13 protein-coding genes are annotated in these 23,416 nt (G+C 69.1%); 2 read left to right on the forward strand and 11 right to left on the reverse strand.

All coding sequences use genetic code 11. The features are described from left to right. Positions 1 to 10: 10 nt before the first annotated feature. Genes GGR64_RS12920 through GGR64_RS12935 form a run of 4 tightly spaced genes read right to left on the reverse strand, consistent with a single transcriptional unit; the run spans position 11 to position 8,506 of the window. Positions 11 to 2,653, reverse strand: a complete 2,643-nt coding sequence (locus GGR64_RS12920) for a glycoside hydrolase family 3 protein (RefSeq protein WP_184646377.1) — start codon at positions 2,651 to 2,653, stop codon at positions 11 to 13. Between the two features lie 53 nt (positions 2,654 to 2,706). Continuing rightward, positions 2,707 to 4,398, reverse strand: coding sequence for a glycoside hydrolase family 43 protein (locus GGR64_RS12925; RefSeq protein WP_184646306.1), 1,692 nt, complete (start codon positions 4,396 to 4,398; stop codon positions 2,707 to 2,709). Beyond that, positions 4,398 to 6,377 (reverse strand): sialate O-acetylesterase, encoded by a 1,980-nt coding sequence (locus GGR64_RS12930; RefSeq protein ID WP_184646308.1) that lies wholly within the window; start codon positions 6,375 to 6,377, stop codon positions 4,398 to 4,400. The genes GGR64_RS12925 and GGR64_RS12930 overlap by 1 nt, the downstream gene beginning before the upstream one ends. Further along, positions 6,374 to 8,506 (reverse strand): alpha-glucuronidase family glycosyl hydrolase, encoded by a 2,133-nt coding sequence (locus GGR64_RS12935; RefSeq protein ID WP_260303010.1) that lies wholly within the window; start codon positions 8,504 to 8,506, stop codon positions 6,374 to 6,376. Before GGR64_RS12935 ends, GGR64_RS12930 begins: the two co-directional genes overlap by 4 nt. A gap of 111 nt (positions 8,507 to 8,617) precedes the next feature. Between GGR64_RS12935 and GGR64_RS12940 the strand changes: the two genes are divergently transcribed. Next, positions 8,618 to 9,676 (forward strand): LacI family DNA-binding transcriptional regulator, encoded by a 1,059-nt coding sequence (locus GGR64_RS12940; RefSeq protein WP_160968756.1) that lies wholly within the window; start codon positions 8,618 to 8,620, stop codon positions 9,674 to 9,676. Positions 9,677 to 9,690: 14 nt separating this feature from the next. Here the strand turns inward: GGR64_RS12940 and GGR64_RS12945 are convergent, their stop codons facing one another. From GGR64_RS12945 to GGR64_RS12975, 7 genes are all read right to left on the reverse strand, one after another. Further along, positions 9,691 to 12,243: an exo 1,3/1,4-beta-D-glucan glucohydrolase gene (locus tag GGR64_RS12945; protein ID WP_184646310.1), complete on the reverse strand. Its 2,553-nt coding sequence runs from the start codon at positions 12,241 to 12,243 to the stop codon at positions 9,691 to 9,693. A gap of 22 nt (positions 12,244 to 12,265) precedes the next feature. Beyond that, positions 12,266 to 13,600, reverse strand: a complete 1,335-nt coding sequence (xylA, locus tag GGR64_RS12950) for a xylose isomerase (RefSeq protein ID WP_184646312.1) — start codon at positions 13,598 to 13,600, stop codon at positions 12,266 to 12,268. 44 nt (positions 13,601 to 13,644) lie between these two features. Further along, positions 13,645 to 15,147, reverse strand: coding sequence for a xylulokinase (gene xylB, locus GGR64_RS12955; RefSeq protein ID WP_184646314.1), 1,503 nt, complete (start codon positions 15,145 to 15,147; stop codon positions 13,645 to 13,647). 54 nt (positions 15,148 to 15,201) lie between these two features. Continuing rightward, positions 15,202 to 16,731: a tryptophan halogenase family protein gene (locus GGR64_RS12960; RefSeq protein WP_184646316.1), complete on the reverse strand. Its 1,530-nt coding sequence runs from the start codon at positions 16,729 to 16,731 to the stop codon at positions 15,202 to 15,204. A 13-nt stretch (positions 16,732 to 16,744) separates the two neighbouring features. Continuing rightward, positions 16,745 to 17,746, reverse strand: a complete 1,002-nt coding sequence (locus GGR64_RS12965) for a cupin-like domain-containing protein (protein ID WP_184646318.1) — start codon at positions 17,744 to 17,746, stop codon at positions 16,745 to 16,747. Positions 17,747 to 17,766: 20 nt separating this feature from the next. Next, the gene (locus GGR64_RS12970) at positions 17,767 to 18,525 is read right to left on the reverse strand and encodes a SapC family protein (protein WP_184646320.1); all 759 of its coding nucleotides are present in this window, start codon (positions 18,523 to 18,525) and stop codon (positions 17,767 to 17,769) included. Between the two features lie 94 nt (positions 18,526 to 18,619). Further along, on the reverse strand, positions 18,620 to 21,751 hold the full coding sequence (locus tag GGR64_RS12975) for a TonB-dependent receptor (protein WP_184447389.1): 3,132 nt from the start codon (positions 21,749 to 21,751) through the stop codon (positions 18,620 to 18,622). A gap of 402 nt (positions 21,752 to 22,153) precedes the next feature. On the opposite strand from GGR64_RS12975, the gene GGR64_RS12980 reads away from it, so the two are divergent. Then, positions 22,154 to 23,149, forward strand: coding sequence for a LacI family DNA-binding transcriptional regulator (locus GGR64_RS12980; protein ID WP_260303017.1), 996 nt, complete (start codon positions 22,154 to 22,156; stop codon positions 23,147 to 23,149). Positions 23,150 to 23,416: the final 267 nt, after the last annotated feature.

The raw sequence follows: 23,416 nt of genomic DNA on the forward strand, positions 1-23,416 counted from the left end.
ACTGCGCGGCTCAGTCACGGCGCGCCTCCACGGTAAAGCGCCCACGCACGCGGGCATCGGCGCTGGAGCCGCCGATGCGCACTTCGTAGCTTCCGGGCGGCACAACATAGCGGCCGCGGGCGTCGTCGTACTGGCGCAGCGCCTGTTGCGCATCCAGTTCGAACGTCAGGGTCCGCCGCTCGCCCGGGGCCAGGCGAACGCGCTGGAAGCCGCTCAGCGCCTGCTGCGCGTCGCCGGGCGCGGCCGCCAGCCGCCGCACGTACAGTTGCGCGACTTCGTCGCCGGCGCGCTTGCCGGTGTTTGCCACCTCCACCTGCACCTTGAGGCGTCCGTCGTCGGCGATGCGCGGCGCATCCAGGCGCAGCTTGCCGTAGTCGAACCGCGTGTACGACAGGCCGTGGCCGAACGGATACAGCGGGGTACCGCGGAAGTAGCGGTAGGTGCGGCCCTCCATCGCGTAGTCGTCGAACGCCGGCAGCGCCTGATCTGCCCGGTAGAACGTCACCGGCAAGCGGCCGGCGGGATTGACCTCGCCGAACAGCGCCTGGCCCACCGCGGTGCCGCCGCGCTGCCCGGGATACCAGCTCATCAGGATCGCCGACAGATGCGCCTGCGCCCACTCCACTGCCAGTGCCGAGCCGCCGGTCAGCACCATCACCACCGGCTTGCCGGTGGCGTGCAGCGCTTCCAGCAGGGCGCGCTGCGGCGCGGGCAAGCGCAGGTCGGTGCGGTCGCCGCCAGCGAAGCCAGGATAGTCGACCTTCATCTCTTCGCCCTCGACGTCGCCGGTCAACCCGCCGACGAACACCACCACGTCCGCGTTGCGGGCGGCATCGAGCGCCTCGTCGAACGGCGGCTTCGCACCGGGCATGCGCCAGCCCAGCCGCACGCCGGCGTCGCGCTCGGCGTCGTAGTACTCCAGCTTCACCGCATAGGCGCGGCCCGCCTGCAGGTCCAGGTCCACGCCGTCGGCGCGCATGCGGTCGCTGTCGGTCCAGTGGTCCAGCACCAGCTTGCCGTCGACATAGAGACGGAAGCCGTCGTCGGCGGCCGCCTCGATCCGGTAGCGGCCCGAGACCGGCGGCAGCAATTGGCCGCTCCAGCGGATGCTGAAATGATCGTTGGGAATGCCCTGCCCCGGCCCCGCTTCGCCGCGGGCCAGCAGGTTGTCGGTCGGCGAGCCGCGGTCCCAACGGAAGCCGATCTGGGCGTCGGTACGGACCAGCGCCGGCGTCCCCGCCAGATCGGGCGTGCGGAAGTACTCGCCGCGCAGGCCGCGTTCCGGGGAATCGGCCGACGGCCGCAGGTATGCCGCCTCGATCAGCGGCGTGGCGCCCGGATCGTCGCGTCCTTCGACCAGATCCACACCGCGGGCATAGCGCACCTCGATGCCCTTCGCCGCGTCGCGGATGCCCTGCAGGATGGTCACCGGCGCCGCCGGCGTGCCGAAGTAGTTGCCGAGCAGGGCCATGGTGTCGTCGGCGGTCGGGCCGACCACGGCGATGCGCTTGAGCTTGCGCGACAGCGGCAGCACGCCATCGTTCTTCAGCAGCACCAGCGATTCCTGTGCGGCCTGCAAGGCCAGCGCATCGTGCGCGGGCGCCTGGTTCACCGAGGCGGGAATCCGTGCCCAGCGCACGCGCTCGGGCGGGTCGAACATGCCCAGGCGCATCCGCGCGGCGAACAGGCGCGTCACCGCATCGTCGATCTCCGCTTCGTCGATCAGCCCCTGGCGCACCGCCGCCGGCAGCGTGGCGTATTCCTGGCCGCACTCCAGTTCGGTGCCGTTCTTGACCGCCAGCGCCGCGGCCGCCTCGCGGCTGGGCGCGAGGTGGTGATGCTTCCAGATATCGACGATGGCCCAGCAGTCCGAGACCACGTAGCCGGTGAAGCCCCAGTCGCGGCGCAGCACGTCGCGCAACAGGAATTGGCTGGCGCTGGCGGACTCGCCGTACACCCGGTTGTAGGCGCCCATCACTGCATCCACCTGGCCTTCCTTCACCAGCGCCTCGAACGCCGGCAGGTACGTGTCGTACAGGTCGCGCTTGCTGGGGCGGGCGTCGAAGTGATGACGGTCGGCCTCCGGACCGCTGTGCACGGCGAAATGCTTGGCGGTGGCGTCGAGCTTGCGGTACACGGGATCGTCGCCCTGCAATCCCCGCACGAAGGCCACGCCCATGCGCGCGGTGAGGTAGGGATCCTCGCCGTAGGTCTCCTGGCCGCGGCCCCAGCGCGGGTCGCGGAAGATGTTGATGTTCGGCGACCAGAAGGTCAGCCCCTGGTAGCGGCCGTGCGCGCCCTCGCGGAGGAACTGGTGGTGCTTGGCGCGTGCCTCGTCGCTGATGGTGGTGGCCACCTGCCCCATCAACGGCACGTCGAAGGTGGCGGCCAGCCCGATGGCCTGCGGAAACACGGTGGCCTGGCCTGCCCGCGCCACGCCGTGCAGCGCTTCGTTCCACCAGTCGTAGGCCGGCACGCCCAGGCGTTCGATCGCCGGCGCGGCGTTCTGCATCTGCGCCGCTTTCTCCTCCAGGGTCATCTGTGCGACCAGCGCCGCCGCCCGGGTCTCGAAGCTGGCCGAGGTGTCTTGCCACGGCTGGGTGTCGGCGGCATGGCCAACGCTGGCCAGCGTAGCGGCGGCGCATAGGGCCAGCGCGCGGACGAGGCGGCCAGGGCGGGCGGAAGGAAGGGAAGACCTGCGCATCATCATTTGCTCCTCGAGGCGCGCTCGTCGCGCGCGAAGGGACCGAGCAGGGCGCTCACGAAGCCGCCTGCACGATCCGTATTCAACACGGTCCCGTCGACATCGTCGGCGAGCGTCTGCCAGCCCTGCCCCGCACCGGTATCGAACGCGAATGCATACGCCCCTTCGTCACCCGCGATCTTCAGGCGCAACGACGTCGACGCATCCAGTTCGCGGCTGGCCAGGGTTCTGGTCGCGCCCTTGCCCTCGCGCGCCTCCAGGAAGACCTCCACGCGATCGCGTCCCACACGGCGCACGCCGAGGAAGTACCACCAATCCTCGTTCTGGAACGCCGCAAGCCCCGCTGCCACGCCTGCCGCCGGCTGCGTCAGTGCGGTGCTGGCCTCGAAGCGCAGGTGCTGCTGGCGGCGCCCCAGGAAGGCGGGGTTGCGCAAGGTGTCCAGGTTCTCCGGCAACGGATGCACGGCCAGACTGCCCGGGCGCGTGCGCAGGTCCGCCCAGTCCCGCTTGGGCACGCGCACACGCAACCAGCCGCGGCCGAGCGTCGGCGTGTCGAACTCATCGCGCTCGACAAAGTTGCCGGTGGAAGGCGCCTGCGAGGCCTCGCCCTGCATCCACGACGGCGCCTGGACCGCATAGGGGATGGCCTGCCCGGCCGGCAGGATCAGCGGCCAGCCGTCGCGCCACTGCACCGGCAGCAGGTAGGTCTCGCGCCCGGTGTTGTAGTGGCGCACGTCGTAGGTGCGGCTGGCCAGGAACACCGCCCACCAGGACCCGTCCGGCCCTTCCACCAGGTCCGCATGCCCGGCATTGGCGATCGGCAGCGGCCGGTTGTCGGGCAGGTCGCGCTGGGTGAGGATGGGATTGCCCGCGTACGGCGCGTAAGGCCCCCAGACGTCGCGGCTGCGCAACACCACTTGGGAGTGCTGCGGCCCGGTGCCGCCTTCGGCATCGGAGAGGTAGTACCAGCCATCGCGGCGATACAGATGTGGCCCCTCGATCCAGATCGGATTCTTCGCCGGCTCCACGCCGCCGTCGATCAGCACCTTGCGCGGCCCCACCGGGGTGAAGCTCGCCAGGTCGAGCTGCTGCATCCAGATCGCGCGATGGCCGTCGTAACGCGGCGGGCCGGGCGGCTCGTCGTTGTTGAGCAGGTAGACGCGACCGTCGGCATCGAAGAACAGCGACGGGTCGATGCCACCGATGCCCGGCAGCCAGTGCGGGTCCGACCAGGGACCGGCGGGATCGCGCGCGGTGGCGATGAAGTTGCCACCGCTGTCCACGGCCGTGGTGACCACGTAGAACATGCCGTCGTGATAGGCGATGGCCGGCGCGAAGATGCCGCGCGACACGCTCAGGCCATCGAAGTCCAGTTGCGTCGGGCGGTCGATCACGTTGCCGATCTGCTTCCAATGCACCAGATCCACGCTCTCGAACACCGGAATGCCGGGGAAGTAGGTGAAGCTGGAATTGACCAGGTAGAACCGCCCGTTCGCGCGCACGATGCTCGGGTCGGCGTGGAAGCCGGCCAGGATCGGGTTGCGGTAATGGCCTGCTGGCAGCGGTGCATCGAAGGCCGCGTCGCGCCCGGCGTATTCGAACCAGTCGAAGTAGACCGGTGGCGCAGGCGCGGCCCACAGCGGCTGCAGCGCAGCGGACAACAGCAGGAGGGCCGAGGCGAGCAGCGGACGCATCAGGGAATCTCCTCGGAAACTGCGAGTTCGAACGGTCCCGCCGGCGCCCCGGACCTGTCGCGCAGCGTGCAGATCGGACCATCGGCCCAGCAGTAGCGCACGCGCGTGGCGGATGCGGCCTGCGGGCTGTGCAGGACGACGTCGCGCCCGTCCAGCGTGGCGTCGGCATACCGGCAGTGCTGCGCCTGCGCATCGCAGAGTTCGAAGCCGATGGGACCGTTCGCACCGGTCGTGACCAGGCTGCCGTCGACGTCGTCGAACACGATCCGCACCGCGCCCTGCGTGCGCGCTGCCGTGCGTGGCGTCGGGCCGGACGGCGCCAATGCGCGTTCGCCGTAGACCACGTGACGCGCCACCCGCGCCAGGCGCCGCCCCAGTTCCTGCTTGTTGGGCGGATGGATGTCGTAGGCATCGCCGATGTCGATGGCCACCGCGAGCCCGGAGTGCGGATCTTCTGCAACGACGCGGCGCTGCGCCTCGCGCAGCTGCGCCCAGCCGCTCTCCGTCGGTGTCTGCGGTGGGCGGCCGTAGCCGGCCAGTTGCACCACCAGCAACGGCAGCGCCGCGCCGAACTGCCTGCGCCAGTCGTCGCGCAGGTGGCGCAGCCGTGTCGCATAGACGGCGCCCTCGCCGGCATTGGATTCGCCCTGGTACCAGACGATGCCGCGCAGGCCGTCGTTGCCCAGCGGCGCGATCATGCCGTTGTACAGCGTCGACATGCCGGAGGCCGCATGCCACGGCGCCAGCGGCGGGGACTGTGGATCGGGCGCCACGCGATACTGCCAATGCCCATCCAGGACGATCCGCGTGCCATCGTCCAGTTGCACGGCATGGGCGCTCGCGGGGCCTGCCAGTCCGCCCTCGCCGTAGGTGTCCAGCACGTTGACGACCACCGTGTTGACGCCCGCTTTCAACAGGCCGGGCGGCAGCGCATACCGGCGCGGATCGCTTGGCGCGTTCTGGCTGCCCACGGCCACGCCGTTGACCCAGGTCATGTCCGTCTCGTCGACCGGCCCCAGCACGAGCCGTGCGCCCTGCGCCGCCTGTGCGGCGGTCAGGGTGACCTGCGTGCGGTACCAGACCATGCCGTTGTAGGCGGCGAGCGCGGGCACGCCCCAACGTTCCCAGGCGCCGAGCGTGGCCGGCGCGTCCTGCCACCGCGTGCGGTCCGCGCCGGGCTGCCAGGGTGTATCGCCCGGCTTGGTACCGGCGCGCGTGGTCCACCACTGTTGCCAGTGCCGGCCCCAGCGTGCGCTCGCGGCGACGGGGTCGGTGGCGTACAGCGCCAGCACGTCCAGCGCATCGTCCATGCCGCCTTGCGCGCGCAGGGCGTCGGCGCTGGTCCAGGCCTCGATGCGCGCGCCGCCCCAGGCCGCCTGGATCAGGCCCATCGGCACCTTAACTGTCTTCTGCAGCTCGCGCGCGAAGTAGAAGCAGGCAGCGGAGAAATTGCGCACCGTCCCCGGCGATGCGGGTCGCCACGCGACGTCGGTCGGAAACATGTCCTGCGGCGTGACCGCCGCGGCCTTGGGCACGGCGAACAGGCGGATGCTCGGCTGGACGGCGGCGGCCAGTTCGCTGCTCGCATCCAGCGCGCGCCACACCGGCAGCTCCATGTTCGACTGCCCGGAACACAGCCAGACATCGCCCATCAGCACATCGCGCACCACCTGGCGGTCCTGCCCCGCGCGCACGGTCATGTCGTAGGGACCGCCGGCGGCGGTAGGCTGCAGCGTCGCGTGCCAGCGACCTCCGGCATCGGCGCGTGCACTGACCGACTGCCGTGCGAATGTCACCGACACCGTGGCGCCCGGCGCGGCGTGGCCCCACACCGGAATCGCCCGGTCGCGTTGCAGCACGGCGTGATCCTGGAACAGCGGATGCAACAGCGGCGGCGTCGCCTGCTGCGCCATGCATGGCATCGCGCAGGCTCCTGAAACCATCGCCAGCAGCCAGCCCGTCCACGTTGTCGGCTTCATCGTCCATCTCCGGGTGCGGAGGGAAACTGCAGGGCCTGGTACCAGGCCAGCGAGTGCGGCGGCGCGGTTTCGCCTGGGGGCAAGGGCCGACCGCTCACCGACTGGAAGTACGCCACGCTGGCATCGCGCCACCACTGCGCTTCGCGCAGCTGGATGCGCAGGAACGCCGCGACCTGCGCATGCCGCTCGGCATCCACCTTGCCGCGCAGGCCGTCCCAGGTGGCCTGCATGGCCTGCACCTGGCGCACGCCCTGCGAATAGCGGCCGACCAGCTCGTCCCACAACGGCCGCCCGGAGGCCATGCGGTGATCCCACGGCACGTGGTGGAACCACAACAGCAGCGGCTCGGGCACCCGCGCCAGGTCGCCATACACGGCCGCCACCTCGGGCGCGTACTGGCTCACCGCATTGCTGCCGCGAGCGGTGCGGTCGAAGCCGATGCCGTCGCGATCGGCGCGGTGGTAGTACACCGAGGTCCAATCCGCGCGCGGGCCGCCGTCCACCCAAGGGCCGGGACCGTAGTGGTGGCCGCGCGCCATCAGGTGGTGCAGGCCCAGCGGGGTCATGTAGTTCACCGCGGCCTCGCGCGAGGCCATCATCATCCCGACGATGGGCTGCACCACCTCGGGCCTCGGCGAAAACGTCATCGCCGCCCATTCCGCCGCGATGGCACGGGCGGAGCGATGCGGATTCCAGGCGAGACGGCCGAACGCATACCAATTGGCCTGGTCGAAGTGCGAGCCGCTCCAGGTGCGGTCGTTGCCGATGTTGGCGACGCCTGCGATGCCGCTCAGGGCATGGCCTTCCAGCGAACCGTCCACCACGTCCGCCACCGTGGCGCCCGCGCCGCGGGCGTGGGTGTCGGACTGCAGCACTTCCTCGTACAACGGCCCCAGGTACACCAGGTGCGTGGCAAAGCCCAGATACTCCTTGGTGATCTGGAATTCCAGCATCAGCGGCGTGCGCGGCATCGCGCCGAACAGCGGATGGAACGGCTCGCGCGGCTGGAAATCGATGGGCCCGTTCTTGACCTGCACGATCACGTTCGGGCGGAACGCGCCGTCGAGGCCGGCGAACTCGGTGTAGGCCTGCATGGCACGGTCCACCGGCACGTCGTGGGCGTAGACGAAGGCCCGCCACATCACCACGCCGCCGTGCGGCGCCAGCGCATCGGCCAGCAGGTTGGCGCCGTCGGCATGCGAACGGCCATAGTCCTGCGGGCCGGGCTGCCCTTCCGAATTGGCCTTGACCAGGAAGCCGCCGAAATCCGGAATCCGCGCGTAGATGTCATCGACCTTGTCGCGCCACCAGCGCTGCACGGCCGGGTCGAGCGGATCGGCAGTCTTCAGCCCGCCCAATTCGATGGGCGCGCTGAAGCGCGCGCTCAGGTACACGCGGATGCCGTAGGGCCGGAACACGTCCGCCAGCGCCGCCGCCTTGTCGAGATAGGCCGGCGCCAGGCTCTGCGCGTTGGCGTTGACGTTGTTCAGTACCGTGCCGTTGATGCCCAGCGAGGCATTGGCCCGCGCATAGTCCGTGTAACGCGGGTCGCGCCACTCCGGCAGGCTTTGCCAGTCCCACAACGAGCGGCCTGCGTAGCCGCGCTCGACATGGCCGTCCAGATCGTCCCAATGGTCGAGCACGCGCAGTTGGATCCGTGGCGACTCATACACCTCGAGCGCGTCCAGCGACGCACCGGTCTGCAGCAGCCGCAGCAGATGGAACACCCCGTACAGCACGCCGATGTCGCGACGTGCGGCCACCAGCAACACCGCGTGCCCGTCGATGCGGGCGCGCTTGAGCAGGTAGCCCTCCTCGCCCAGCGACGCGATCTCCTCGCGGAACGGCGCAAGCGCTGGCGACGACTGCGGCGTGCCCAGCACCACCGCATGATCGCCGGTCGCGACCGCACGCGTCGCCGGCGCGCGGCCCAGCAGGCCGGTGAGGCCGCGTATCAGTTCATCGCGCGCCGCACGCTGCGTCGGGGTCTGCTCCGGCGCCACTACCTCATCCAACTCCGCCGTGCGCGCAGCGCCTTGCGAAGGCAGATACCGCAGCCACAACGCAGCGCCATCCTCCGCATGCACGCTGCCTGCGCAGACCATCAGCGCCATGGCAGCGCACGCCATCCACTGACACCGCATGACATGCGCACGACGCCCAAGCACCGCCAACAAACCTTGTAAGCTGACGGCGTGCCCGCGGCGCGCCAACGTCAAGAAGAACAAAGGGAACGCGTTTTGGACAAGCCGAAGAAATCGGTCCGCCGCAAGACCAGCGGGGTCACGATCGACGAGGTGGCGGCCTTGGCCGGGGTGTCGCCGATGACGGTGTCGCGCGCGATCAACCAGGGCAAGGTGCGCGACGCCACCCGCGAGCGCGTGATGCGCGCGGTGCGCGAACTGGGCTACACGCCCAACCTGGCGGCCAGTTCGCTGGCCGCCGCGCAGCACACGCGCATCGCGCTGATCTACACCAACCCCAGCGGCGCCTACCTGCGCGAACTGCTGGTCGGCTTGCTGCGCGTCGCGTCCAACGCCGCCATCCAGTTGGTCATCCATTACTGGGAAGACCTGGACCCCGACGCCGAGCGCAAGGCCGCGCGCGCCTTGGGCGGCCGCGTGGATGGCGTGATCCTGCCGCCGCCGCTGTGCGAGTCGCAGGCGGCGGTGACCGAACTGGTCAAGGCGGGCATTCCGGTGGTCGCGATCGCCGCCGGGCGCCTCAGCGACGCAATCTCCTGCGTGCGCATCGACGATTTCCACGCCGGCAAGGAGATGGCCGAGCATCTGATCCAGCACGGCCACCGGCGCATCGGCTTCATCCGCGGGCGCCAGGACCTCAGCGCCAGCGCGCGGCGCTACGAGGGCTTCGTCACCGCCCTGCAGGAGGCCGGGCTGAAGGTCGAACCCGGCCTGGTCCAGCAGGGCGACTACACCTACCGCTCCGGGCTCGCCGCCGCCGAGAAGCTGCTGTCGCACCGCCGCCCGCCGACCGCGATCTTCGCCAGCAACGACGACATGGGCGCGGCAGCGATCTCGGTCGCGCATCGGCGCGGCCTGGAAGTGCCGCGCGACCTGTCGGTGGTGGGCTTCGACGACACCTCGGCCGCCACCACCGTCTGGCCCGAGCTCACCACCATCCACCAACCGATCGCCTCGATGGCCGATGCCGCCATCGACATCCTGCTGCGCAGCATCCGCCGCAAGCGCGACGACGCGCGCATGTCCAGCGACCACGTGGTCCCGCACCGGCTGGTGCTGCGCGGTTCGGTCGCCAGCCCGCCCAAGGGCCGCTAGCGCAGGTCGCATGCTCACGTGCTCGGACATGCGACGGTGGCCTCCGCTTCGTTCAATGCACCGAGCGCGACCCGCGACACCGACAGCGTCATCGTGCCCGCCGTGGTCAACGCCCACGGACGCTCCAGCTTGCTCAGATCCGCACCGGCCGCGGCAAGGCACTTGAGCGGCACGCCCACGCGTTTCCATTGGCCGACCGGCAGCTTGGCTAGCGTCGGCCCGATCGCGACCCGCGCGGTGCAGCCGCTGCCGCAGCCGACCGCCAGCCATGCCTCGCCCTGCGGTGCGGCGTCGACCCGCAGCGTGGTCAACAGCATCAGGTCGCCGTTGCTCTCGCGCTGCAGGTCCAACGGCGTATGCGACTGCAGCGCCACCACGGCCTCGCGACCGCCCGACCAGGCAAGGCGGCGGCCATCTTCCTGCGCCAGGTGATCCACGCCGGTGACCTTCAGCGCGCCGCCATCGAGCGATTCCGGCACCCGGGTGACGGTCACGCCCTGCCCGGTGCTGCTCTCCAGGCGCAGCGCCATGCCCGGGCCGGCCGCGCCGCGGACGAAGAACACCCCGGCCGCGCCTTCGTTGCCGGTGAGGCCGGAAACCTCGGGCAGCCTGGCCAGATCGCCGTTGTCGGCATAGCGCAGGCCGAAGCCGAAGGCGAACAGCGGGTCGTAGCCCTTCTGCCCCACGTTGTTGGCGTATTGCGTGGCCGTGCGCGGCCAACTGAAGCTGAGCTTGCCCTTGAAGTCGTGCTGCACGCCGCCCTGCGGAGTGCGCAGCAGCACGTCGGCGATGCCCGCGCCTTCCGAGCCTGGCAGCCACGCCGCCACGAAGGCATCGGCGGCATTGAGTTCGCGGTTGACCCACAGCGGGCGCCCGCTGAGGAACACTGCGACGACCGGGATGCCATCGGCCTTCAACCGCTTGATCAGCGCCAGGTCCGTGTCGTCGCCCGGCTTGTAGGCCAGGGTCGGCCGATCGCCCTGGAACTCCGCGTACGGGTTTTCGCCGAACACCACCACGGCGACGTCCGGCTTGGTCGTGTATCTGCCGTCGACCGAAAGCACGGCCTCGCCGCCTGCGGCCTTGGCCTGCTGCGCGAAGCCCTCGTAGATGGTGTCCGCGTTCGGGAAGTCCTTGCGGGTGGTGCCGGTGCCCTGCCAGTTCAGCGTCCATCCGCCGGCCTGCTTGCCGACGTCGTTGGCACCGTCGCCGGCCACCAGGATGTGTTGCTTCGGCGACAGCGGCAGCACGCCGCCCTGGTTCTTCAGCAGCACCAGCGACTCGCGCACCGCCTGCCGCGCCACCGCGCGATGCGCCGGGGCGCCGATCAGCGCGAACTGGCCACCGACCGCGCGCGACGATGGCTTGCCCGCCTCGAACAGGCCCAGCCGCATCTTGACCCGCAGGATCCGGCGCACCGCATCGTCCAGGCGTTGCCGGGAAATGGTGCCGTTCTTCACCGCCGCCAATGTGGTCGTGTAGAAGCCCTTCCAACTGTCCGAGGCCATGGCCATGTCCAGGCCGGCGTTGATGGTGGCGGGGCAATCGGTGGGCGTGCAGCCCTTGACCTGCCCGTGGCCGTTCCAGTCGCCCACCACGAAGCCGCCGAAGTGCATGCGTCCCTTCAGCGCGTCGGTCAGGTAGGCCTTGTGGCCATGCATCTTTTCGCCGTTGACGCTGTTGAAGGAGGCCATCGCGGTCTGCGCGCCCGCGGCGATCGCCGGGGGATAGCCGGCGGCATGGATGCGCACCAGTTCGGCCTCACCGATTCTGGTGTCGCCCTGGTCCCGGCCGTCGGTGGTGCCGCCATCGCCGAGGAAATGCTTGACCGAGGCGATCACATGGCGGCCATCGAGGAAGTCGCGCGTTCCCACCTTGCCCTGCAGTCCCTCGACCATCGCCCCGGCATAGCTGGCCACCACCTCGGGCGACTCGGAATAGCCCTCGTAGGTGCGGCCCCAGCGGTCGTCCTGCGGCACCGCCACGGTCGGCGCGAAGGTCCACTCCATGCCGGTGGCACGGGTCTCCAGCGCGGTGATTTCGCCGATCCGCCGCAGCAGCGCCGGGTTGCGGGTCGCGCCCAGGGCGATGTTGTGCGGAAACAGGGTCGCGCCGACGATGTTGCTCTGCCCGTGCACCGCATCGATGCCGAACAGCACCGGGATCGCCTTGCCGCCCTTGGAGGTGTCCATCGACGCCGCATAGAACGTATCGGCCAGCGCCAGCCATTCGGCCGGCGCGGCATCGTAGCGGCCGCCGGGATCGGAGTTGCCGCCGGCCAGGATCGACCCCAATCGATACTTGCGCACGTCCTCCGGGGTGAGGCTGCCGATATCGCCCTGCACCAGCTGGCCGACCTTTTCCTCCACCGTCATGGTGGCGATCAGGTCGGTGAGGCGCCGTTCCAGCGCGGGATCCTCGGGCAGCGGCCAGGTCACGTTGGGCCAGGGGCCGGCCTCCGCCCGGGCGGGCGCCGCGGCCTGGACGTCGCCCTTGCAGACGGCAAGCGCGAGCAGCAGCGCGGCCAGCAGTGCGCCGTGGTGGCGTGTGGAATGGGTGTCGGTCACGGCGCTCTCCTTGCCGCCGCGCTCAGCGCAGCAGGTACTGGTTGATCAGGTTCTCGTAGCGCTCCTGCCGGCCACTGATCTGCCGTGGCTCGCCACCCTTCGCGCCCAATGCGGCCAACTCGGCGAGGCCGAGCGCGCCGCCCGCGAACTCCTTGCCGGCACCACTGTCGAAGCTGGCATAGCGCTCCTGGCGCCACCGTTCCCAGGGCGAGTCGTTGAGCAACGCATGGGCGACTTCCAGCCCGCGTGCGAACGCATCCATGCCGCCGATGTGGGCGATGAACAGATCCTCGAGCTCGGTGGACTCGCGGCGCACCTTGGCGTCGAAGTTCAGGCCGCCCTCCAGGCCGCCCTGGCGCAGCACCACCAGCATGGCGCCCACGGTGTCGTACAGGTCGGTCGGGAACTGGTCGGTATCCCAACCGTTCTGCGCATTGCCGCGGTTGGCGTCGATGCTGCCCAACAGGCCGTGGTCGGAGGCGACCTGCAGGTCGTGTTCGAAGGTGTGGCCGGACAGCGTGGCGTGGTTGGCCTCGATGTTGAGCTTGAAGTCCTTGTCCAGGCCATGCTGCTTCAGGAAACCCGTCACCGTCGCGCTGTCGAAGTCGTACTGGTGCTTCATCGGCTCCATCGGCTTGGGCTCGATCAGGAAGTTGCCCTTCAGGCCGATGCTGCGGCCGTAGTCGCGCGCCATGGTCAGGAAGCGCGCGAAGTGGTCGAGTTCGCGCTGCATCTGCGTGTTCGCCAGCGAGGCGTAGCCCTCGCGGCCGCCCCAGAACACGTAATGCTCGCCGCTCAGTTCCACCGTCGCCTCCAGCGCCGCCTTCACCTGCACGGCGGCCCGTGCCACCACGGCGAAATCCGGATTGGTCGCGGCACCGTTCATGTAGCGCGGATGCGAGAACAGATTGGCCGTGCCCCACAGCAGCTTCATCCCGGTCGCGTCCTGGCGCGCCTTGGCCAGGCCCACCATGTGCTTGAGGTTCTTCTCGTACTGCGCGGCATCGTCGGCGTCCGGCGCCAGGTCGATATCGTGGAAGCACCAGTACGGCACGCCGAGCTTGGTGAAGAATTCGAACGCCGCATCCACTTTCGCTTCGGCGCTGGCCATCGGCGCGCCCACCTCCCAGGGAAAGTGGCGCGTGCCCGGGCCGAACGGATCCTGCCCGGCGTTGCAGAAGGTGTGCCAGTAGCACACCGCAAAGCGCAGATGTTCCTGCATGGTCTTGCCGCCGACGAGCTTGTTCGCGTCGTAGACCTTGAAGGCGAGCGGGTTGTCCGAACCGCGACCTTCGAACGGGATGCGGCCGATGCCGGGGAAGTATTCCTTGACGCCGATAAAGGGCTGGGTGTGCATGGTGCGGGTTCCTGTCGTGGTGGGAGGGGTCGCGAAAAGGAGAATCAGCCGCGGAACAGCGGCATGCAGGCGTCGAGATGACGCAGGAAACGCGCATAGGCCGCGGCATAGGCCTGGGTGCGCGCCGGATCCGGGCGGGCGGACCGCTGCGGGTCCACCGCCACATGCCGCTGCGCGATGTCGGCGATGGACGCGGCGTCGCCGCGCGCCAGGCCGACGGCCCACAGCGCCTGCAGGGCCGCACCGAACGCCGCGCCTTCCGGCTGCGTGGGCACGTCCACCGGCAGGCCGAACACATCGGCCACCAGTTGCCGCCATGCGCCGCTGTTGCTGCCGCCGCCGGTCAGCACGATGCGCTCGAACTGCATGCCCGCGCGCACGAATGCGTCGAAGCCGTATTTCAGGCTGTAGGTCGCCCCTTCCATCGCCGCGCGATAGAGGTGGGCCGGGGTCATGTTGGTCGTGTCCAGGCCTGCCAACATGCCCTTGCCCAGCGGCAGGTCCGGCGTGCGCTCGCCATTGAGGAACGGCAGCATCACCAGGCCGTCGGCGCCGGGCGCGGTGGCGTGCAGATGCGCATCGCCATCGCGGGTGCTGAAGCCGAATGCGGCGGCGACCTGTTCAGTCGCCACGGTGCAGTTCATCGTGCAGATCAGCGGCAGCCAGCCACCGGTGGAAGAGCAGAACGCGGCCCACGCGCCGTCCGGGTCGACCACCGGCGTGTCGGAATAGGCGAACAAGGTGCCGGAGGTGCCCAGGCTCATCGCCAGGCGACCGGGCACGACGCAGCCGGTGCCGATCGCCGCCATCATGTTGTCGCCGCCACCGACGGCGACCTTCAGCGTCGTCGGCACGCCGAGCAGGCGGGCGGCCGCCGGGTCGATATCGAACACCGCATCCGGCGCGGCGAAGCGCGGCAGGCAGTCCGCCAGATCGCGCTGCGGATCGGTCGCACGCAGCAGTTCGGCCGACCACGTGCGTGTGCGCACGTCCAGCCAGCCCGTACCCGATGCGTCGCCGTATTCGCAGAAGCGCTGGCCGGTCAGCACGAAGTTGAGGTAGTCGTGCGGCAGCAGAATGGTGGCGAGCCGCGCATAGACCTCGGGCCGGTGCGTCCTGGTCCAGGGCAGCTTGGAGGCGGTGTAACCGGTGAGGATCGGGTTGCCCGCCAGCGCGATGGTGCGCGCCGCGCCGCCGACCGCGTCCATGATCTGCCCGCACTCGGCCGAGGTGCTGGTGTCGCACCACAGCTTGGCCGGTGCCAGCACCTCGCCCGCCGCATCGACCGGAACGAAGCCGTGCTGCTGGCCCGAGACCGCCAGCGCGGCGAGGCGCGATCGCAGCGCAGGATCGATCGCCTGGAAGCAGGCCTGCAGGGCCGCGACCCAGTCGGCCGGCCGCTGTTCACGGCTGCCATCGGCGGCGGAATGCAGATCCAGCGGCGCGCTGCTGCTGGCCACGACGCTGCGCCCGACCGGGTCGTAGACCACGACCTTCAGGCTCTGCGTTCCCGCATCGATTCCGGCCACCAGCTCCCTCTCTTCCACGTCGTCTCCGCCTTCTAGTTAGCGCTATCATTTTTGAGCGACAGCAATGTGCTGCTACGCCAGGGAAACGCTCCGTTGCCAGACGTCGGGCGCCGCCTTGCAATAGCGTTCGATGAACTCCGCCTGCGACGGCATCGCCGCGCTGGCCTGCTGCAGCGGCTGGCGGATCCGCAGCAACAGCGTGCGCAGGTCCGCGTCGTCGATGGCGGCAGCCAGCGGGTGCGGCGGTCCAGGCTGGATGCCCTGTCCCAGCAATACGCTGGTCCACGAATCCACGCGGAACAGTTCGCCGGGGTCCTGCCAGGCGTGCGCGCGTTCGCGCCAGGCGCGCAGCCGGAGCGCGAGCGACTCGGGCAGTGCCATCTCACGGCAGGCTTTCCACATCGGCTCGTCGCGCTGGGTGGCGTGGTAGTGCAGGATGATGAAGTCGCGCACGTGCTCCATCTCCTGGCGACTGACCGTGTTGTACAGCTCCACCAGCGCCGGGCTGATGCCCTCGCTTGGAAACAGCTGGATCAGGCGCACCACGGCGCTGAGGGTCAGGTGGATGCTGGTCGATTCCAGCGGCTCGATGAAGCCGCTGGCCAGGCCCAGCGCCACCACGTTCCTGTTCCATGCCTGCAACCTGCGCCCGCTGCGGAACGGCACCAGCCACGGATCCCGCAGCGGCGGGCCGTCGACGTCGCGCAGCAGCTTGGCGTGCGCCTCGTCGTCGGACATGTGGCGACTGGAGAACACCAGCCCGCAGCCGACCCGGTGCTGCAGGGCGATATGCCAGCGCCACCCGGCCTCGTGCGCGATGGCACGGGTATACGGCACCGGCGGCGCGACCGCCTCGGTCTGCACCGCGACGGCGCGATCGCTGGGCAACCAGTCGTGCCAGTCCTCGTAGCCGGTGTGCAGGGTCTGCTCGGTCAGCAGGCCACGGAACCCGGTGCAGTCGATGAACAGGTCGCCCTCGATGATCTGCCCGTCTTCCAGCAGCAACGACGCGACGGAGCCGTCATGCGCATGTTGCCGCACCTCGCGGATCTGTCCTTCGATCCGGCGCAGGCCATGCGCTTCGGCCTTCTTGCGCAGGAATTTCGCGTAGAGCGCGGCGTCGAAGTGGTAGGCGTAACTGACCTGCGGCTGGGTGTCCAGCGCGAACTTGTCGCCGCGCGAGGCGATGCTTTCCAGGCAGAAATCGCCAAGGTCCGACGGCATACCCCGGCGCAGGCTGTCCAGCCAGAAATGATGGAACGGCGTGGCCCAGGTGCCCTGCCCGATGGTGCCGAACGGATGGATGAAACGATCGCCGGGGCGACGCCAGTTCTCGAACGAGATCGACAGCTTGAACGTGCCGGCCACGGCACGCAGGAACTCCTGCTCGTCGATCTGCAGGAAGCGGTGGAAGGTGCGGATCGGCGGCACGGTCGACTCGCCGACGCCCACCGTGCCGATCTGCTCGGACTCCACCAGGGTGATGTCCAGGCGATCGCGGAACTGGTGGGCCAGCGCGCAGCCGGCCAGCCAGCCAGCGGTGCCGCCGCCGGCGATGACGACCTTGCGGATGCGTCCGTCTGCTGTGGTGGCGAGAGTCAAGTCGATGCTCCCATCAGCGGTTGAGCCGCGCCAGCAACTGCGCGCGCGTGCGGCGCGCCCGTGCCTCGTCGAACGGGGCCAGCTCGCCCCGGGCGGCCTCGGGCAGGTGCTGGCCTGCACGTTCGCCGGGACCGAACACGTAGTAGTCGAAGAGCTTCGCCCAGGCCTGCTTCTCGCGTGCCGGCAGATCGCGCAGCGCCCACATCGCGTGCTGCAGCGCCGTCAGCGGCGAGGGCAAAAAGGCAGGCGCGCTGCGCCACCAGTAGTTCACCAGCACGTTGAACGGCGCCAGGCTGCGCACGTGGTGCCACCACATGCTCGGGATGAACAGCGCATCGCCCGGCTCCAGCTCGACGTGCTGCGCGCTGGCGAGGGCATCGCGGAAACGCGGATAACGCGCGAAGTCGGGGCGATCGACATCCACGACGCTGACCACCTGGCCGCCCGGCGTCGGTTCCAGCGGTCCCGGATACAGGTTGTCGATCTGCTCCGGCGGAAACAGGGTGAAGCGGCGTCGGCCCACGGCGCAGCAGGCCAGGTTGTCCGGCGTGTCGAAATGGCAGGAGGCGATGACGCGGTTGCCGATCCAGATGCTGGCCGGCGCATCGATGCCCTGCCCGGCCAGGCCGGCGTCGTTGGCCTGCGCGAACCCCGGCAGCGCCCGCTCGATCGGCAGCGACGCGACATAGTAGGTGGGCGGCCGCGGATCCTCGAGGGCGGCGGCGATCGCATCCAGCACCTGCGTCAGCGGTCCGCGCCGGACCTCGAAATTCAACTGGGTGAAGTCCGCGTTGTAGAACGGGCGCCCCTCGATCCCGGGTTCGCCGAAGGAATATGGAACCGGCACGCCCGCATCGAAACCGCGCAGGTAGGCCAACGCGTCCTGCGTGGAGCGCAAGCCGGCCTGGACCAAGCCCCAGTCGCGCGCGATGCCGCGCAAGACCACCGGTTCCCCGGCCGCCACCAGCGCCTGCAATGGCAGGGCCGTGGGCTGCACGCCCTCCAGTGTCCGCATGGCCGCGCCGTCCGGCACGCTCAGTTCCTGCCTGCCGCGCCGGCGGCATCCTGCAGGCGCAGGCGTCGCTGTTTCTCGGCGATCAGGCGGCGCATGTTGTGCAGCGAAGCCAGCATCAGGTACGCGCCCTCCAGATAGCCGGCGCGGTTGAGCGCGGCCAGCGCAGGACCGTCCAGCCCGGCCAGGCGTTCGCGGTCGATCGCATGCAGGCCGTTGACGCCGACCCGATGCTGCGCATCGAGTTGCACGTCGAGCGCGACGGGCTGGATCAACCCCTGTGCATCGAGCGCGGCGAACATGTCCGCGCCGAACGCATGGCCCTCGTGGATGCCGCGCAGCACCCCGGCGATGTGGTCGAGATAGGGCGTGTTGCCGCCCTGCGGCAGGAACACCGGCTCGCCCTGCATCGCGGTCACCCGCGGATGCTCCATGTCCACGTGCAGGACCGCTTCCTGGCTGAGCACGCCATCGATCCGCTGCTCCTGGAACCCGATGAGGAACGGCCCCTTGGCCGCCGCCCCGGGCAGATACGACGCCGTCCAGCGCCGCTCGTGCAGGAACAGGTTCTCGTGCTGCTCGAACCCCAGCAACGCCACGGACTGCCACGCGCCGGTCGCCGGATCCTTGCGCAGGAAGATCGGATACTCGCGCTGCAACTCGGCGAACTCGCTCGGGTAGGCCGGCACCATGCCCACCGCATCGCCGAACTCGGGGCCGAAGTCGGTGGCCACGCGCAGGTCGCGGTGGGCGATGTTGTTGAGCATTTCGTAACGCGGCATGGTGGTGCGCACTCCCGGTGGAGCCTGGCACGGGACACCGCCGCAACCGCGGCGGCGCCCGTGACGACATGCGAAGAGATCCTCTCCGCCTTCCTCAGAACTTGTAGCGAACGCCCAGCATGTAACGCGGACTCTGGTCGGCCAGCTTGACGATCATCTGCGAGGTCCGCGAACGCCAGCGCACGTCCTCGCCGGTCAGGTTGATCGCCTCCAGCCCGAACGACCAGTTGTCGTTCAACGTGTAGTTCACGCTGAGGTCCCACTGTTCGTACGGTTCCACATAGTACGGATTGCGGCTGGTGCCCTGGTTGGCCAGGATCAGGTACTGGTCGCGCCAGTTCCAGGCCAGGCGCACCGACCAGCCGTACTTTTCGTACATCAGCACCGCATTGGCGGTGTCGCTCAGGCCGGTGAGCGCGAACTGGTCGATGCTGGGGTCGCCGGCATTGTCGTAACCGACGTCGCCTTTGACGATGGTGTAGTTGGCGAGGATGCCGAACCCGGTGTCGCCGAGGAAGTACTGGCCACCGAGTTCCCAGCCATGCAGCTTGGCCTGGTTCTGGTTGATCGGGCGGTTGACGTTGAACTCGTACAACGGATCGTCGGCCTCGCCATAGAGATCGTAGGCCGCCTCGGTCGCCAGCACCTGCGCGCCGGTGCCGTTGTAGGCGGCCAGGCCGGCCGGGTTGTTGCGCAGCAAGGCCAGCGCAGTGAACAACGACGTATCGTTGGCCGAGCAGGCCGCCGCATTGGCCGGGCCGACCTGGGCGAGGCAGGCACCGCTGGTGAGGAACCCCAGGGCCGTCCTCGCGTCCGGACCGGAGGTCGGATCGCGCAGGCCGTACAGTGTCTCCTGCACCACGGTATTGCCGACGAAATTGTTGACCGACTTGTTCCAGTACGTCACCGACAGATAGCTCGCGTCGGCGAAGTACCACTCCAGCGCCAGGTCGAGGTTGTCGGACTCCAGCGGCTTCAACGAGGGGTTCTGTGCGGTGCCGCTGGCCCGCGAGGACGGATCGATCAGCACCGAGCCGAATGGCTGCTGTGCCCCGGGACCGGCATAAAGGTTGCCGATCGGCGCGCGCGCGATGCTCTTGCCGAACGAGACGCGCCCCTTCAGCGTCTCGCTGAGATCGATGCTGAAATCGAGGTTGGGCAGGATGTAGCTGTAGCTGGTCTTTTCGCTGAACGGTTGCTGCTCGTTGGACAGCACCACGCGGAAGTCGTTGTTGGACTGCCACTCGATCGCTTCGGGCGTGGCGATGACCGAGGTCGACACCACGTCGGTGGTTTCGTAGCGCACGCCCAGCCGGGTATTGGTGCGCATGCCGGCCAGCTCGCCATCCAGTTCGACCTGGAAATAGGCCGAGCGGGTCTTCTCTTCCACGAAGTTGTCGGCGGCGCGCTGCGGGCTCACGCCCAGGCCGACGCCGTACTGGCTGGCCGCCCATTCCGCGAGCCGGCCTGCGTCGCCCCGCCATGCCGGCCAACTGCTGCCGCCGTAGTCATGGAACAGGCCGATGATGTTGACCGGCTGCATCAGGTTCATCAGGCCGCCAGCGGTATCCCGGTCGACATTGGCCACGCCCCAGTCGCCCAGGGTGGAATACGCCTCGGCGGCCTGGATGCGATGGGTGGTCGACTTGTTGCTGTCCACGCCGAACTGGAAGCGGCCCTGGTCGAAGCTCCACTCGCCATCCACGCGGGCCTGCTTGATCTGGCTGATCTGGCTCTGCGAGTTGACCCGCAGCACCTGCGTGCCGATCTCGCCCGGCACGAAGCCCGGGTTGACCACGCCGTTGGTCCTGGCCGCGGCGTCGGCGTCGCTCGGATACCAGACCTGGGTGCCGATCGGCAGGCCGTTGTTGAAGTTCAGCTCCTGCACCCAGGACCCGCCGCATTGCGGACCGGAGGTGCAGTTGTTGGTGCCGGCGATGCTCATGAAGATGGAGCCGCCACCGGTCAGCGGATCGTTCGGGCGGCTTTCGTTCTTCGAGTCGTGCGCGTCGAAGCTGAGCTTGAGCCGGTCGGTGACGTTCCACACCGCGTTCAGACCGAGCGAGCCCAGCTTGTACTTCTGCATGCTGCGCTGCTGCTCGAGGCCGAAATCCTTGGTGCCGGCGATTTCGCGGATGTAGGTCGGCACGGCCACCGCGCCGCTGGTATCGAACGTCACATCGGTGTAGTTGCTGTTCTGCAGCCACATGCCCTGCTCGCCACGATTCTCGGTGATCTCGTTGGTCGAATAGGTGTAGTCCAGGGTCAAGGTCAGGCTGTCGGTGGGCGCGAACTGCAGCACCGCCTGGCCGTTGACGCGCTCGCGCTCGAACTCGGAGAACGCATAGCGCAAGTCGTTCGGTCGTGCGTACAGCGCACCGGCCTGCGGCGCGTTGACCACGGTCGGGTTGCCGGGCATCGAGCCGGTCCACGGCTGCACGTTCCAGTAGTTCTCGGTGGCCTGCACCGAGCCGCCCTTGCGCTTCTGGTAGCTCGCGCTCACGCCGACGCCGAAGGTCTTGTCCGGGTTGCTGTAGCTGAAGATGCCGGACAGTTCGGGCGTCAGGTCGTCGTCGAACGGCTGGCTGCGGTCGGAGACCGCCTTGGCGCCGGCGCTGGCGACGATGCCCTGGTGGTCGAACGGGCGCGCAGTCAGGATGTTGATGGTGGCGCCGATGCCGCCGCTGGGCATGTTGGCCTGGCTGGTCTTGTAGACCTCGATGCCATTGATCGCTTCGGCGGCGAGCTGGGCGAAGTTGAAGGCGCGGGTGCCGCCGTCGACACCGCCGATGGCGACCTGCCCGGCAGCGCCGAACGCATCGGCACCGGGCATCTGCCGCCCGTTGAGCGTCACCATGTTGAACTGCGGGCCGAAGCCGCGCGCGGTGACCTGTGCGCCTTCGCCGTCGCGTCGCTCGATGGAGATGCCGGTGATGCGCTGCAGGGATTCGGCCAGGTTGGTATCGGGGAACTTGCCGATGTCCTCGGCACTGATGGCATCCACCACACCCGCGGAATCGCGCTTGATGTCCATCGCCTGGCTGAGGCTGTTGCGCAGGCCGGTGACCTGCACGGTGTCCAGCTGCGTCGGGCTGCTCTGCGCCTGTTGCTCGGCCGCCGGTGCCGGCGTCGACGCGTCCTGCGCGAATGCGGGATTGATGACCAGGACGCCACCGACGAAGGTGAACATGGCCCTGGATTTGAACTTCGCCAGTGTGCGGCTCATGGACGAGCCCCCAGGTCTGGGCTACGACGAAACATAGAAGCGCTCATGACTCTCCCCTCTGACATGCGATCGATGGATGTATCGCCCCTCCCCCAAGAGGCACGCACGGGCGATGCCCGTCTTCCACGCCGAACATCGCAGCGCGCTGTGCGTTCGCTGCGACTCAAAACTCCGTTTCAGGATTGCCAGACGACGCGCGATAAAGGCTCCCCCCGAGCCCGACTGCCGCTGATTGATAGCGCTATCATCGCGTCGAGCGCAGACTACGCACCTGGGATATCGCTTGTCATCATGCGTCGCAACAAAGGACCGCATTCCTTGAAGAGCACCTCCAAAACGACGCGTCGAAGAGGGAGCGCCATCACCATCGACGACGTCGCGGCGCATGCGGGCGTCTCGCCGATGACCGTCTCGCGCGTCACCCATGGCCATGCCGGCGTACGCGAGAGCACGCGCGAGCGGGTGATGCGCAGCGTGCGCGCCCTGGATTACCGGCCCAACCCGGCCGCCAGCGCCCTCGCCGCGGCGCAGCACACCTGCATCGCGTTGATCTACACCAATCCCAGTTCCAGCTATCTGCGCGAACTGCTGGTCGGCGCGCTGCGCGGATCCACCCGCGCGGCGGCGCAGTTGGTGATCGCCACCTGGGATGGGTTGGGTCCGCGTGCACGCCGCGCCGCCGCGCACACGCTCTGCACCAGCGTGGCGGGCGTGCTTCTCCCGGCACCGTTGTGCGAATCGAAGGCCATCGTCGCCGTGTTCGCCGACGCCGGGATTCCCGTCGTCTCCATCGCGTCCGGCCGGTTCAGCGACAGGATTTCCTGCGTGCGCATCGACGACCGCCGCGCCAGCCATGACCTGGTGTCGCACCTGATCGCGCACGGGCATACCCGCATCGGCTACATCACCGGCGACCCGAACCAGACCGCCAGTGCGCACCGCTGGCAGGGCTACCGGGATGCCCTGGCCGATGCCGGCATCGGCTACGACGCCGCGCTGGTGCAGCCGGGCGACTTCACCTATCGCGCCGGCCTGGAGGCGGCCGAACGGTTGCTGGCCTTGCAGGCGCGCCCGAGCGCGATTTTCGCGAGCAACGACGACATGGCCTCGGCCGTGGTGTCGGTGGCGCACCGTCGCCGCCTGAAGGTGCCGGCGGATCTGTCGGTAGTGGGGTTCGACGATACGTCGGCATCGACGATGGTGTGGCCGGAGCTGACCACCATCCATCAACCGGTGGCGGACATGACCGACACGGCGATCGACCTGCTGCTGCGGGAGATCCGGCAGGCCGCTGGCGCGGAGCGCGTCAGGGTCAATCACGTAGTGCCGCACCGCCTGGTCACGCGCGACTCCGTCTCGCGGCCGCTGGTGGTTCGCGTGCCATCGGGCGAGCCGTGAGGCCGGCGCGCTGGCGGCGCTATCGGTGCGGTTGCAGGTGTCGCTTTGGCTGTTGCTGTTGCTGTTGCTGTGGTTGTGGCTCTTGCTGTTGCCGTTGCTCTGGCTTTTGACTTACCGGGTTCCCTTCCGAAGCGGCGAACCAGGCGGGAAAAACCCGAAGGGCAGCGCACATGGACGTGCGCCGTCCGCGGCAGGGGCAGGATGCCCCTTCCGCGGATCCCGTCTGGTTCGCGGACCCGGAGCGCGCAGCGCGGAGGGCGCGTAGGC

This window comes from Xanthomonas sp. 3307 (assembly GCF_014199735.1).
Lineage (GTDB): Bacteria > Pseudomonadota > Gammaproteobacteria > Xanthomonadales > Xanthomonadaceae > Xanthomonas_A > Xanthomonas_A rydalmerensis.

Bases quoted from the DNA above. Each gene is read 5' to 3' on its own strand.
- GGR64_RS12925 (WP_184646306.1), bottom strand. From the start codon at position 4,398: ATGCGTCCGCTGCTCGCCTCGGCCCTCCTGCTGTTGTCCGCTGCGCTG.
- GGR64_RS12930 (WP_184646308.1), bottom strand. From the start codon at position 6,377: ATGAAGCCGACAACGTGGACGGGCTGGCTGCTGGCGATGGTTTCAGGA.
- GGR64_RS12935 (WP_260303010.1), bottom strand. From the start codon at position 8,506: ATGGCGTGCGCTGCCATGGCGCTGATGGTCTGCGCAGGCAGCGTGCAT.
- xylA (WP_184646312.1), bottom strand. From the start codon at position 13,600: ATGCACACCCAGCCCTTTATCGGCGTCAAGGAATACTTCCCCGGCATC.
- GGR64_RS12965 (WP_184646318.1), bottom strand. From the start codon at position 17,746: ATGCGGACACTGGAGGGCGTGCAGCCCACGGCCCTGCCATTGCAGGCG.
- GGR64_RS12970 (WP_184646320.1), bottom strand. From the start codon at position 18,525: ATGCCGCGTTACGAAATGCTCAACAACATCGCCCACCGCGACCTGCGC.
- GGR64_RS12975 (WP_184447389.1), bottom strand. From the start codon at position 21,751: ATGAGCCGCACACTGGCGAAGTTCAAATCCAGGGCCATGTTCACCTTC.
- GGR64_RS12980 (WP_260303017.1), top strand. From the start codon at position 22,154: ATGACCGTCTCGCGCGTCACCCATGGCCATGCCGGCGTACGCGAGAGC.